At 37.9% G+C, this 14,130-nt stretch carries 12 protein-coding genes; 8 read left to right on the plus strand and 4 right to left on the minus strand.

All coding sequences use genetic code 11. From position 1 onward, the window contains the following. The first annotated feature begins 139 nt into the window (after window positions 1–139). The 3 genes from CDO33_RS08825 (at window position 140) to CDO33_RS08840 (ending at window position 2,308) form a co-directional block, all read left to right on the plus strand. Window positions 140–592 carry an NUDIX domain-containing protein gene (locus CDO33_RS08825; protein WP_103083008.1) on the plus strand — a complete coding sequence of 151 codons (453 nt, stop codon included), beginning with the start codon at window positions 140–142 and terminating at the stop codon, window positions 590–592. Window positions 593–960: 368 nt separating this feature from the next. Then, on the plus strand, window positions 961–1,419 hold the full coding sequence (locus CDO33_RS08830) for an NUDIX hydrolase (protein WP_103083007.1): 459 nt from the start codon (window positions 961–963) through the stop codon (window positions 1,417–1,419). 700 nt (window positions 1,420–2,119) lie between these two features. Further along, window positions 2,120–2,308, plus strand: coding sequence for an ATP-binding cassette domain-containing protein (locus CDO33_RS08840; protein ID WP_274540111.1), 189 nt, complete (start codon window positions 2,120–2,122; stop codon window positions 2,306–2,308). Window positions 2,309–3,264: 956 nt separating this feature from the next. On the opposite strand, the gene CDO33_RS08845 is transcribed toward CDO33_RS08840, so the two are convergent. Beyond that, entirely contained in the window at window positions 3,265–3,843 is a 579-nt protein-coding gene (locus CDO33_RS08845; protein WP_103083004.1) for a DUF2680 domain-containing protein, read from the minus strand. Window positions 3,844–4,121: 278 nt separating this feature from the next. Here CDO33_RS08845 and CDO33_RS08850 point away from each other — a divergent pair, with 278 nt between their 5' ends. Both CDO33_RS08850 and CDO33_RS08855 read left to right on the plus strand, forming a co-directional pair. Further along, on the plus strand, window positions 4,122–5,096 hold the full coding sequence (locus CDO33_RS08850; RefSeq protein WP_103083003.1) for a tyrosine recombinase XerC: 975 nt from the start codon (window positions 4,122–4,124) through the stop codon (window positions 5,094–5,096). Between the two features lie 187 nt (window positions 5,097–5,283). Then, window positions 5,284–6,282, plus strand: a complete 999-nt coding sequence (locus CDO33_RS08855; protein ID WP_242974855.1) for an LCP family protein — start codon at window positions 5,284–5,286, stop codon at window positions 6,280–6,282. 286 nt (window positions 6,283–6,568) lie between these two features. Here the strand turns inward: CDO33_RS08855 and CDO33_RS08860 are convergent, their stop codons facing one another. Next, window positions 6,569–8,002 (minus strand): aminopeptidase, encoded by a 1,434-nt coding sequence (locus CDO33_RS08860; protein WP_103083001.1) that lies wholly within the window; start codon window positions 8,000–8,002, stop codon window positions 6,569–6,571. Window positions 8,003–8,161: 159 nt separating this feature from the next. Beyond that, the gene (locus tag CDO33_RS08865; protein ID WP_103083000.1) at window positions 8,162–9,127 is read right to left on the minus strand and encodes a sugar phosphate isomerase/epimerase family protein; all 966 of its coding nucleotides are present in this window, start codon (window positions 9,125–9,127) and stop codon (window positions 8,162–8,164) included. Between the two features lie 296 nt (window positions 9,128–9,423). Here CDO33_RS08865 and CDO33_RS08870 point away from each other — a divergent pair, with 296 nt between their 5' ends. The 3 genes from CDO33_RS08870 (at window position 9,424) to CDO33_RS08880 (ending at window position 12,876) form a co-directional block, all read left to right on the plus strand. Further along, window positions 9,424–10,722 (plus strand): IS30 family transposase, encoded by a 1,299-nt coding sequence (locus CDO33_RS08870; protein ID WP_103083328.1) that lies wholly within the window; start codon window positions 9,424–9,426, stop codon window positions 10,720–10,722. Between the two features lie 467 nt (window positions 10,723–11,189). Further along, window positions 11,190–11,963: a DUF4886 domain-containing protein gene (locus CDO33_RS08875; protein ID WP_103081044.1), complete on the plus strand. Its 774-nt coding sequence runs from the start codon at window positions 11,190–11,192 to the stop codon at window positions 11,961–11,963. A 103-nt stretch (window positions 11,964–12,066) separates the two neighbouring features. Beyond that, window positions 12,067–12,876 carry a histidinol-phosphatase HisJ family protein gene (locus CDO33_RS08880; protein ID WP_103081045.1) on the plus strand — a complete coding sequence of 270 codons (810 nt, stop codon included), beginning with the start codon at window positions 12,067–12,069 and terminating at the stop codon, window positions 12,874–12,876. Window positions 12,877–13,027: 151 nt separating this feature from the next. Here CDO33_RS08880 and mnmA read toward each other — a convergent pair whose 3' ends face one another. Continuing rightward, window positions 13,028–14,110: a tRNA 2-thiouridine(34) synthase MnmA gene (mnmA, locus tag CDO33_RS08885; protein ID WP_103081103.1), complete on the minus strand. Its 1,083-nt coding sequence runs from the start codon at window positions 14,108–14,110 to the stop codon at window positions 13,028–13,030. Window positions 14,111–14,130: the final 20 nt, after the last annotated feature.

Here is a 14,130-nt window from a genome sequence, read left to right on the forward strand (position 1 = left end):
ATAATTAACTCAGTTATTAAATCTGGGTTTACAATAAAAGAGTTCAATGAGCATCCTGATTGGAATGAAAGATAGATTCCTGGAGAATTTACAATCATTGCGAGCATAGTATAATATACATATCTTTTGGAGGTTTTTAATGAGTGATAATAGATATTTATCGGTTAGTGGTATAGTTTTAAGAGACAATAAAGTTTTGCTTGTACGTCAATCATATGGTTCTGTAAAGGGGTTGTTAACTATTCCAGGGGGTTATTTGCAAGAAAACGAAATGCCTGATGATGCTCTAGAAAGGGAGATTTTAGAAGAAACCAGCATTGTTGTAAAAACACGTTCGCTGGTTGCCATACGATTTGCACTTAATGACTGGTGGGCTATTTTTACGGCCGATTATATTTCCGGAGAACCAGTTCCAGACAAAAATGAAAATAGTGAGGCGTTTTTTCTCGATATAGATGATGCATTAAGTCATCCTGACTTGACATATACGACAAAAGAGGTTCTTTTACAATATGGTAAAAAGCCGTCAATGCAAAAATCTAATTTTTGCCCAGCAGGTATAGATCCTAAAGAATATATGTTATTTATGTGACAATGATTATTATATCCACAAAAAGAACAATTGTTCGAAAAAAGTATTGCGAATATGTGTTCGCTGGTATATAATGGATGTGTGACAAGCATCAGGTATAGAATGGGTAATATATAGCCTAGAAGACAAAGAAAAAACGGTCTTATAAGAACCGTTTTAGATAATACACCTATTTTTACCTGACAGCAACAAGTGTCGCTATCCTTATTATTTTTAACACAATTTAATAGATTGAAAACGTATAAATAAAACTTTTGAATTGAGGTACTAGTTCAAATTTGAAGCTGACACATGCATCTTAACAATGTGTCTTAGTTAAGTTTTGCTGGGCATAATTTTAAACAGAGTAAATACTGGAGGTTGTAACAGTGGATTATATCATGGAGTTAAGAAAGATTGTAGGTACACGGCCTTTAATAATGCCTGGAGCGAATGTAATAATCATAGACAAGCAGGGTAGAGTGTTATTGCACCATAGGAGCGACATGGATTTGTGGGGTCTGCCCGGAGGCTTTTGTGAATTGGGAGAGACAGTCGAAGAGACCGCCTCAAGAGAGGTTTTTGAGGAAGTCGGTCTCAGGTGCAAAAGCTTAAAGCTTTTCAATGTTTACTCTGGTGAAAAGTATCATTACAAATACCCTAATGGTGATGAAGTATATAATGTCACTGTCACATTTGTGTGTGATGATTTTGAGGGTGAGATTGAAGTTAACAAAGAAGAGGGGAGAGATGCGAGATTCTTCTTGTTTGAAGACATGCCATCGAACATTGCCGCAGGAATTAGGGTGATTCTTGATGACTTTAAAGCAAGATGGAGCAATTTCTAGAATATGTTTGAAGCACATGCAGTTCGTAACGGTTTCTTAAATCATGGACATCCTACATCGTGCAATATAGGCTTATGGCTATATTAAGGGTATAAGCTAATCAGAGGCTAACATTATGGAGGTAATTATGAAAACTCTGTCTCAAATCAGAGATGTTTTAAGGTAGTTTCAAGTTTCATCCTAAAGCTATGAAAAATCCTGATACTGGAGAGAATATTTAGGTGGTATTGGTTATTTAATATGGATAGAGAATGGATTACACTACTAAGTTTAAGTCACATGGCAATATACCGAGATGCTTAATCCATGCGTTTAGGTGAATGTTAATGGCAGCAAATATCTTTCCTTGAATTTTTTTTATAGTGGTACCTTTATAAATTGTAAATACCCTTTTCTTGCAGTATTCAATTAGAACTCTTAAAGTAAATAAACCAATCCACAAAAAGCCTAGCTCCATGACAATTGGTACTTTCTTTCCATTATATAATATTTCTGCTGGTGCGGCAGAACGCATACAAGAGTTCCTCAAACTTGAGAGTGAAAATACGCTTATGCCCAATGCTAATACCAACTCAATATTGCATGGCCAAAGTATTATTCAAAATATTAATATAGATGAAAGTCAACCTATAATACAATTTAATTTAATAAAGTATCATTTTCTTACTCGGGCGACGACAACCAGTATGCAATCAAAGACATTTCATTTAACGTGGGAAGAAATCAGCATATAGCTATTGTTGGTCCGAGCGGTTCTGGTAAAAGTACAATCGTAAATCTCTTGCTTAGAATTGAAAAACCAACAGCCGGTAGCATTTATCTTTTTGGCAAAGAATTATCAGAAATGGATTTTTTTATGGATGAAAATCAAAACAAACCTGGGTTTTAAACTGAAAGAAATCGATAATATTTGTATTGTAATCAAATAAATCAAACGGATTATTCAACGCAATCAATGCCAATAAATTTAATCAATAAAGTTTAACAATACAGTATTACTGATCATTAGTTTTGATGCTAAATGATTTCTGTATTTAAGAATATTAAGAATGATTACGCTAATTATTGGTGCGCTTGTATGCAACAAATCTTCTGTATATTTTTTTGGACTTTATAATTAAACATAAGAAAATACTAAAAGATTCTTTGATGAAATAATCATTTAAGAAAAATCAATTTGAATGGATCAACATTAAAATCAAATATCGATTAAATCAAATTAGATTTTAGATTGCTTGAAAAGAATTTTTAATCTAAATATATGTAATTTAGCTTTTACAAGTTTCATGTCATTGAATTTATTAAAATGTGTTTTACTGATATATTTTCTATAAACCTATACTCCCGATTATACAAAATTATTATTTTGTATAATGTTAGAATTTTTTAATTCCCTAACACTACCTATAATTATTAAAATATCATAGACTGACACAGATGTCAGTCTATGATATAAATGCTTTATTTTCATTTTGCTTAGCTTTTTTTCTGTTAATGATGGGATTATAAAACTCTTTTCTAAAAATAATTACTCAAAAATAATATGCAGCCAAAAACATTCATCTTAATTTTAACAGATCAATCATAATAATTAAGTTAGTTTAATAAAATCAAAATTAACTTTTTAAGTGTTTGAATTTGCAAATTCGTTTCAATATTTATTTCCGATTAGCCGTTTTATATTTACTATTAAATCAGCATCTTTTTATATAGTGTTCTTACAGACCGATTTATTCTAACTTCCTCTAACATATATTCCTCTACATCTCTTAATAAATTTAAGGGATCTGGAATTGCCTAGATCCCTTAATAATTTGCATATCTAAAATCTGCATACAATTCATACTATTGAATATTTGATTTTTCGTTTTTTTCCAAATCCTTAGCTGGGTTTTTTCCATGCTTCATTTTCTTGTCATGAAAACGCGGATATCCATTACCATCCCATTGCTCCACCTTTTTGGTAAATTCTTTCAGCAACTTATTGGCTTCATCTTTAGTTATTTTTCCTTCTTCCACCTTTTTTTCAATCCGCGCTTTAAAATCATTGATAAGCTTTTCTTTTTTCTGTTTTACCGGAAGCTTGTTAAACTCATTGATTTCATTTATTTTTGAATCAAGCTTCCTTATAATTTCGTCGGCTTGCTCCTTGGTTATTTTACCTTCCCTGTATAAAGACTGTACCTGCTCTTTTCTTTTTTCCAGCATCTTTACAGGATCTTTTGAAAAATCCTCTCTGTCCTTGCATTCTTTCCTTAACTCTGGCTGCTTGTCATTTTCAAAATCTTTTTTATCCTTTGTTTCATTTAAATCTTGTGTAGCGGTGGTCTCAACAGGATTGGATATTTTGGGTGCTGCGAAAGCTGCAGTTGAAGTAAAACAAGCAACAGCAGCTATTACCGACACCAATTTTGAAAATCTCATAAAATCACCTCCTCAAAATATCATTCCCTGTTTTGTGACCATACTGTGTTCAAACTGTGAACAAATTATGAATTTAATTTTTGACATTTTACAGCTCTAGAAATTATTACTTAATAATAACAGCTGCTTCCAGGCTTTTCAAAATTCTAAAGCCACTACCAGTTTTTTAGGCATTACTGTTCCCTATTTTCTGCATTGCTGAAACTTACTTTATTTAAAGGCTTTTTTATGAGATAATATTGTTAACAATAATAAAACTTACCAAGGAGAAATGCTCTATGGAGAATTCACCTTCAATCGTCAAAGACTTTTTAAATTACATGATGACCATTAAAGGAAAATCCAAAAACACATTAAAGGAATATTTCTATGATTTGCGCCTTTTTTTCCGCTTTATAAAGATGGACCGCAAGCTTACCACAGAAACGGATATTAATAACGTTGATATCAGTGATGTTGATATAGAATTAATTAAAACTATAACTTTGAGTGACCTTTACTCTTTTATGTCCTATGTCAGCCGGGAACGGGATAATAACGCCAATTCACGGGCACGGAAGGTTGCGAGCATCAAGTCATTTTTTAACTACCTTACCACCAAAGCGAGGCTGCTGGAACACAACCCGGCTGTCGAGCTGGAGTCTCCTAAAATAATAAAGCGCCTTCCCAGATATTTAAACATTGAAGAAAGCAAAATGCTGCTGGCGTCAGTGAGCGGTAAAAACCGCGAACGGGATTATGCCATACTCACCTTGTTTCTTAACTGTGGTTTGCGATTGTCCGAGCTGGTGAGCATAAACATCAACAAAATAAAAAATGACACCCTTACCGTAATAGGTAAAGGAAACAAAGAAAGAACAATATACTTAAACAAGGCGTGCAAGAGCGCTTTGAATGCATATCTGCGTGTCAGGCCGGTGGAAGGTGTAATCGATAAGAATGCACTGTTTTTAAGTGAGAGGAAAAAAAGAATAAGCAATAAAACAGTACAATATATTGTAAAGAAGTATATTATAGCAGCTGGACTGGATCCTGAAAGGTATTCTACCCACAAGCTGAGGCATACTGCCGCCACCCTTATGTATAAGCATGGGCATGTTGATATCAGGGCTTTGCAGGAAATATTAGGACATGAGAGCGTATCTACAACTGAAATCTATACTCATGTTGATAACCAGCAGCTAAAGGAAGCTGTCGACAGCAACCCTCTGGCGGAGATTGCAGCAGCCGGTGATGAAAAGAACGAGCCATGATTTGTCCTACATTCCGAAATTGGGCTACGGGCTTAAATTGACAACTGTCTTGATAATGTTATATACTATATGGGTTTGATAAATATTTTGTCGAGGTAATCACATGAATTTGAGAAAATTTTACTTTACTTTAAGTGCTGTATTGCTTGCTTTTTTGTTTACGGCAGGGATATTGATTATAAATTATATGAATACCGCGGTTGTGTCCGATGATATTGAAGACGAAAACAATAATAAAGGTGGCTTGCTTGACTCTTTTGTTATCCGTAGGAAGCCGGTAAATATCCTGGTCCTGGGTGGCGACAAGGTCAATGGCAATACCGATACCATGATGGTAGTAAACTTTAATCCTTCAACCATGGGAGCAAATATAATTTCCATACCCAGGGATACCAGGGTAAAAATCGAGGGAAGCTACCATAAGATAAACTATGCCTATCCCCACGGAGGGGCTGAGCTGGCTATGAAAACAGTTCGTGAGCTCCTTGGCATTGATATAAAGTACTATATATATGTAGATACAAAAGTATTCAGAAATGTCATAGATTTACTGGGCGGTGTAAAAAATTTTGAAGTGCCTGTGGATATGCACTATGATGACCCGCTTCAAAACCTTCATATCCATATTGAAAAAGGTGTGCAGGATTTTGACGGAGCTAAGGCAGAACAGTTTATGCGGTTCAGGCAACCAAACGGCTCATATTCAAAGGAGTTAAGGGAATATTATGATGGCTCGGATTTAAAAAGGATTGAAGCCCAGCAAAGGTTTTTAAAGGAACTTATACGGCAGAAAGCAAATCCTATATATTTTGCAAAGGTTAATGATGTTTTGAACGAGATCTTTAAAAATATAGAAACTAATATGACCACCAGCGATGCTTTAAAGATGACACAGAACATTACTAAGTTCAAAATGGAAAATGTAAACTTTATGGGCACAATACCGGGAACCACCTATGACAGATCACCATGGTATTATCTCTGTAACCAGGAGGAGGCTGCAGAACTTATGAAGCAGTACTTCAATGGTACAGGCAATTTCGTAGATTTTTCTTCCGGCTTGAGTCAGGGGTCATCAAGCAATACAGCAGTAAAAAATAATACAAAGCCTGCTAAAGATGTTACAAAGAATAATCCTTCCAACAGTGACTCGGGAGTAGGCAAAACAAATAAACCCCAGCCTTAATGAAAGAGCAAGCTACATTAGAATAACAAAAGTCACAGCCTAAAGTATTATCCGAAGCGGCCATTAAATACACAAGAAGAGAGGAGATTTTTTCTCCTCTCTTCTTTTACATGGTTTTTCTTAACATGGTCACGTTTGTCAGTATCCGAAAAAGCTAATAAAATCGGCTTAGCTTATTTAATCCGGATTGCCTTTATGTTAATCATGTACTACTACAAATCAGCATATATGTGATGCGTATATATGTGCCAGTATTAAATCAAGATTTGATAATCCGGCTTCTATCCTAGACAGCCTTGTAAAATACCTTGTTGGCTTCATAGTTTATATATACGTCAATCTTGCTGGTTATTTCAAAAGGTGAGTGCATTGATAGCACCGCAACACCGCAGTCCACAACATCAACCCCGAGGTTGGCTACGTACTGGGCAATGGTGCCTCCTCCACCCTGATCTACTTTACCCAGTTCTCCTGTCTGCCACGGAATATTATTCTGATTAAAAAGATTCCTGACATAAGCTACAAATTCGGCGCTGGCATCACTGCTTCCGGATTTTCCTCTGGAGCCTGTATATTTCGTGATAACTATGCCCTTTCCAAGATAGGAAGAGTTTCTTTTTTCATGCACACTATCATAGTTGGGGTCTACTCCTGCACTTACATCGGCCGACAGCATCCTGGAATTGTTAAGGCATGTGCGCAGAACGATATCATTATAATTATCCATGCTGTATGCGCAAAGGGCAGCTATGAAGTCTTCAAAGAGAGAGGATTCTGCACCGGTGTTGCCCATGCTGCCGGTTTCTTCCTTGTCGGTGAGCACACATACGGCGGTTTTTTCAGTATCTTCTATATCCAGAATGGCCTTGAATGCTCCATAGGCGCATACTCTGTCGTCCTGACCGTATGCTCCTACCATGCTGCGATCCAGACCAATATCTTTAGCTTTAAACGCCGGCACTATTTCCAGCTCTGCTGAAATGAAATCCTCTTCGGTTATGCCGTATTTGTCATTTAACAACTTTAATATGTTCAGCTTTACCTTATCCTTATCACATTCGTCTTTATAAGGTGCAGAACCTATAAGGAGATTCAACCCTTCACCGGTTATTACCTCGCTCGCCTTCTTTTGCATCTGGTCAGCGGCAAGATGAGGCAAAAGGTCTGTTATGGTAAATACCGGATCGTTTTCATCTTCCCCTATCTTGATTTCAACCTTTTCGCCGCTGGCTTTCACCACTACTCCATGCAGAGAAAGAGGTATTGTAACCCATTGGTACTTTTTAATACCACCATAATAATGGGTTTTGAAAAACGCCATACCGGTATCTTCATAAAGAGGATTCGGTTTTAAGTCGATTCTTGGAGAGTCAATATGAGCGCCTACTATATTAACGCCATCCACCATAGGTCTTTTCCCTATTATACCCAATAAAACCGCTTTATTTTTTACAACACGGTATACCTTTGTTCCCGGAGTGAGCTTTTTATTGGATTTTATAAACTCATCAAGACATACAAATCCTTTTTCAATGGCTTCCTTTTCCACCTCACGGGCGAATTCCCTTTCGGTTTTTCCCCTGTCGAGGAAAGCCTTGTATCCTTCGCAAAATTCAAAGGCTTTGCTTATATAATCGTCCGATGACTTTTCCCAGGCGTTCTTGCTGTTGTAGGTCAGTTTTTCATATAACAGCTGACCTTGTGTTTTCTTATCTTCCATTATATGTACCTCCTGCTGTTGTAAAAAGTTTAATACTTTTATTATACCCATAATTAAAGAGCTTTGAGTATAAAACTATATGATATTTTCAAAAAACTAAATAGGCTGCTTTTAACCTGCAGCCTATTAGCGACATGAAATATAGGTTTATAGGTTAAATTAAGCCCACCACATTCCGCCGACATTTTCGAAAGTCATTACTTCCTTGAGGAAGGATATTGCTTTCTGTAAACCTTCATTTCCTGACATCAGGCTGTCTTCATGCTCTATGCTCATGACATAATCATAGCCGACCATTCTGAGATTGCTCACTATATCCTTCCAGAAGCTATAATCATTGCCATAGCCAACAGAACGGAATATCCATGAACGGTTGATTTCGTCACCGTAATGCTTGGTGTCAAGAACACCGTTGACGGCAGTATTCATCTTATCAATTTTTGTATCCTTGGCATGGAAATGATAAATAGCAGGACCCAGTTTCCTTATAGCAGCAACGGGATCTGCTCCCTGCCAGATCAGATGGCTTGGGTCGAAATTAGCACCTATTACATCGCCTACTGCAGCTCTGAGCTTAAGGAGGGTTTCAGGGTTATATACACAGAAACCGGGATGCATTTCAAGCCCTATTTTGGTCACACCATGATCTTTAGCAAATTTCACTGCTTTTTCCCAGTAAGGTATCAGCACTTCATTCCATTGATAATCGAGGATTTTCAGAAAATCATCCGGCCATGGGCAGGTTACCCAGTTGGGGTATTTTGCTCCCGGAGCGTCGCCGGGGCAACCGGAAAAAGTATTGATTCTATCAATACCTAACTTCTCAGCCAACAGTATGGTTTTTTCAAATACCTTGTGATATGCGTCAGCGATCTCCTTCTGGGGATGAACCGGGTTACCATGGCAGCTAAGAGCACTTATCATCATATTATATTTCTTTAATGTATCTTTAAAGGCAGTTAATTTATTTTCGTCAGCCAGCAGTTCATCAGGATTTGCATGGACATTGGAGGGATATCCTCCGGTTCCTAATTCCACTGCCTGCACGCCTGACTCTGAAAGATATTTCAACGCATCCTCCAGGTTTTTGTCTGCCAAAACTACAGTAAATACGCCTAACTTCATATGTAAAACCTCCTTATGCAAATATCTTAATATAAGCTTATTATATACAAGTGTACGTCAAAAAAAAAGAGGTACTGGAAAATTTGCACATTGAATTTTATTTTGTTTAATTGAAAAAGTTATTTCCACCCCAAATTCATAGACAGTGGAATTTAGTTTTGCAAATCGCTAGAAATGAGAAAGGTGGAAGTTACTTTTGCAAAGATCACACTGTTCCTATTTTCTTGTGAAAGCTGGAATATTGTCTCTCAAAAAGCTATGATATATATGGTGGTGCCTCTGAAGGGGGTACATATATGCGTGGCTTTAAACATTTGAGTCAGGAAGAAAGAAATATAATTGAACAAAGGTTAATCAGCAGGAAATCATTCAAAAGCATAGCACGCGAGCTTGGAAAGGACCCAACCACGATATCCAAGGAAGTGAAGAACCATATCCAATTTAGGAAAACCGGCTGTTATGGAAGAGTGTTCAATGATTGTAAACATCGTATTGGTTGCCCTGTTAAGCATCTTTGCGGCAGTTTGCGTTGTAGCCGTTATTGTCGCGCTTGCAAGTCTCGCATGTGTTCATCACTATGTCATGAGTATCAACAGGAAATTTGTCCCAAGCTTTCGAAGCCGCCCTATGTTTGTAATGGTTGTGAAGACAAACAGTCTTGTACATTAGAGAAGAGGATTTATTCTGCAACACATGCACAAAGAGAATACGAGACAGTACGCTCTGAGTGCCGTCAGGGTTTACAAATCACTGAAGAAGAAGCGATAAGATTGGATTCCATTATTAGCCCGCTGCTAATTAAAGGCCAGTCACTCCACCATATATGCATTAACCATGCTGATGAAATCATGCTCGATGAACGCACACTCTACAACTATGTGGACAAGGGTATCTTTACAGCAAAAAATATCGATATGCCAAGAGTTGTACGTATGGGCAGACGTAAAAAGGGAAAAGACCAGTTCAAAGTGGATAAAAAATGCCGAATAGGCCGAACTTATCAAGACTTTCTTAAATTTATGCAAGAGCATCCGGACCTTCCCGTAGTGGAAATGGACACGGTAATAGGAAGAATAGGCGGCAAAGTCCTGCTGACACTGCATTTTACTGTCCCACAGCTCATGCTCGCATTCATTAGAGATGCTAATACCTCCCAATCTGTCATTGATATCTTTGATCAGCTTTACCTGGAACTAGGCCCGGATACCTTCCGCAAATTGTTCCCGGTATTACTTTGTGACAACGGCAGTGAGTTCTCGAATCCGTCCGCTATTGAATTCGATTCACATGGGCAACGCAGAACCTGTGTATTCTACTGTAATCCGCTGGCTCCTTACCAGAAAGGCGCAGCAGAAAACAACCATGCTTTGATTAGACGCATTATCCCAAAGGGTACTTCTCTTGATGAGTTTACTCAGCGGGACATAACTCTTATGATGAACCATATCAACTCGTACAGTCGACTGAATCTCGGGGATAAAACCCCTTATTGGGCTTTTGGATTGCTCTACGGGGAAGAAATATTAAGAAGGATGAATGTAGAACTCATCCCGACAGATAATGTCACCCTGCATTCATCCCTTCTTAAGAAATAAATATTAAATAACCAGAGGCACCACCAGCCACAACTCTATAAGCATTTACAAACAGGGTGGAAATTACTCTTGCAAAAAGTTAGTTAATCTTCACACCTCTAGTTTGATATACCCAAAAAAGGGCTGGCTTTGTTCCTCTACTTCATATTTTAACCTATTATTGACTGAAAAGCATTAAAAATTTGCCTAAATAAACTAATCCAAAACCCGCTGAATTACTATTTTTCTCAATGATAACAGCATCCATGGAATTTACTTTTGCAAAGTGGAAATTACCTTTTCAATTGACCTGAATTTTATTTTTAATAGAATACATTGGTATTACCATCGGGCAATCAATATCTTCATCTGGATTAATCCAGTACATATTCCGGAGCAAAATCCATTTATTTCATAGGAAGGTCTGGACATCCTGCTCTCATTAAAGTATTATGTAATCAAACTATGACTATAGGACGGGTGATTTCATGATAAAAGTGATTGCGATAGGAAACAGCTTTTCTGTAGATGCGGTTGAATACTTGAGGGATATTGCTGCAGCCGGCGGTGTAGACATGCTGGTGGGCAACTTGTATATAGGGGGATGCAGCCTTAAGACCCATTGGAATAATGCCTGCAGTGACGCTAAAGCATATATTTATTACAGGTTTGATAAAAACACCAGAGAAGAAACATCCGATGTTTCTATTAGAGAAGCGCTGGAAAGCGAAGAATGGGATATCGTAACAATGCAGCAGGCAAGCTATGATAGCGGTGTGTACGGCACATATGAACCATACCTTTCAAATTTGTCGAGATATGTGAGGAATATTCGGCCGATGGCTGAACAGGTTATCCATCAGACATGGGCATACGAAATTGACAGTGACCATGAAGGTTTTTTAAATTACAATAAGGATCAATTGATAATGTTTAATGCCTTAAAGGATGCTTACAGCAAGGCTGCAAAATCACTGGGGGCACGGATTATACCCTGTGGTGAGGCAATTCAGAAAGCGAGGGCATCTCATCTGTTTGATTATGCCAACGGAGGAAAATCCCTCTGCAGAGATGGTTTTCATGCCAGCATACCTCAGGGCAGATATTTGCTGGGTGCTGTTTGGTACGAGTTTCTGACGGGAAAAAGCATACTGGAAAACCCCTTCGTGCCTTATGATGAAAATACCTCATCTTCCCCTACTTTGGAAGAACTGGCTGTGCTGAAGCAATGCGCCCATGAAGCGGTTTTGCAGTATAGATGATTTTAATACTGCCAGGCTAAGCTGTATCTATTACAAAAGTGAAGAGATTTGTGGTACAATATATAGGTTGTTGTTATATTAATTGAGATGGAGTGAATGTAATATGTTTGACTGCCATGTCCACAGCAGTTTTTCTGGTGACAGTGAAATGCCGGCGGAAGCCGCATGTGAAAAAGCTATAGAAGTAGGCTTAGATGGAATTGCCTTTACCGACCATACGGACATTGATTTCCCTGGTTCTGATTTTGATTTTATGATTGACTATGACGAATATTTTGAGTTCATGGATAAATTAGCAAAAAAGTACGAAGGTCGGCTTAAAGTTTTAAAAGGCATAGAAGCTGGAATTCAACCTCATGTAATGGATGATACTTCAAAGATCATCAAAAATTATGACTTTGATTTTGTGATCGGTTCCATCCATGTTGTCGATGGAAAAGATACGTACAAACCTTCATATTTTGAGGGATTAAGCAAGCATGAGGCTTACTCAAAGGATTTGAAGGCTATTGCCTGGATGGTGAAGGAATTTGACGATTTTGATATAGCCGGGCATTTTGACTATATAATCAGAAAAGCTCCTTATGAAGACAGGAATTTGAGATACTGCGAATTCTCAGATATCTTTGATGAGATTTTCAAAAGCCTGATAGCCAAGGGAAAAGGCTTTGAAGTCAATACATCCTCTTTCCGGGAGTATAAAGGAATTATCACCCCGGTGTATGATATAGACATATTGAAACGTTATCACGAGCTGGGCGGTGAAATAATCACTTTTGGTTCCGATTCCCACACCACTGAGTATTTAGGCTATAAATTTGATTTCTATAAATGTGTGCTTCAAGAGATCGGATTCAAGTATGTAGCTCATTATGAAAAGAGAAAACCTGTGTTTGAAAAGATAGATGCTTAACGGGGATAAAAAGGCACCTTTTCAAGGAGTTCAGATAAATACTGCACTAAAGGCTTAAACCTTTGGTGCAGTATTTGTTTTCGTTTCTCCAACTTGAAAAAATAATATGCAGCTTAACTAATCACATGTCTAAATATTTTCCTTATGTTTGTCAGCTTTCTATAACTCCGCCTCCGACAACTGTATCACCATCATAGAACACGACTGACTGTCCCGGAGTGATAGCTCTTTGAGGCTGGTCAAACACCACTTTTACCCTGCCGGAATCATAAGGCATGATCAAGGCATCGGCTTCCTTTGCCGAATATCTTATTTTAGCTTTCACTCTCATCTCGCCTTCGAGCTTTTCTATGGAAATGAAATTTAAATCTCCGGCAATTAGGGTATCGGAAAAGACTTCGGTCTCATCCCCCAGGATAACCCTGTTGTTTTTTGCGTCAATTCCTACAACATAAACCGGTTTTCCAAAGCTGATTCCCAAACCTTTTCTTTGTCCTACGGTGTAATATACTATACCTTTGTGCTTTCCCAGCACATTCCCCTTGGTATCTACAAAATCCCCGGGCTTAATTTCAGCATCGGTATTTTCCCTTATAAACCTGCCGTAATCATTATCATCCACGAAGCAGATTTCCTGGCTGTCAGGCTTGGTTGCCACTGTCAGTCCAATTTCCCTGGCAATCTTTCTGACATCCTCCTTGTTATAATCCCCTATGGGAAAAAGGGTTCTCGATAGCTGGTCCTGGGTAAGATTATAAAGGGCATAAGTTTGATCCTTCCTGTCGGTCACCGACTTTTTCAGGAGGAATCTTTTTTTCCCTTCATCATATTCAATTTTGGCATAATGGCCTGTGGCAACATAATCTATGCCCATCGATACGGCTTTATTCAGCATGGCTTCAAACTTTACATGTCTGTTGCAAGCAATGCATGGATTGGGGGTGCGTCCTTTGAGATACTCATCCTTGAAATACTCTATAACGCTGTCATTGAAAACTTCCTTGAAATTCAGTACATAGTAAGGTATCCCCAGCCTATTGGCAACCCTTCTCGCATCATCCACAGCAGACAGGGAGCAGCATCCTCCCTCCGTCCTTTTGAGTTCTTCATCCATATCAGGCCATATCTGAAGGGTTGCACCAATTACATCATAACCTTTTTCCAATAATATAGCGGCAGCTACTGAACTATCAACGCCGCCGCTCATACCAACCATAACCTTCTTTTTAGTCATGCCGGCTAAACTCCTCATTT

This window comes from Clostridium thermosuccinogenes (assembly GCF_002896855.1).
Taxonomy (GTDB): Bacteria; Bacillota; Clostridia; order Acetivibrionales; family DSM-5807; genus Pseudoclostridium; species Pseudoclostridium thermosuccinogenes.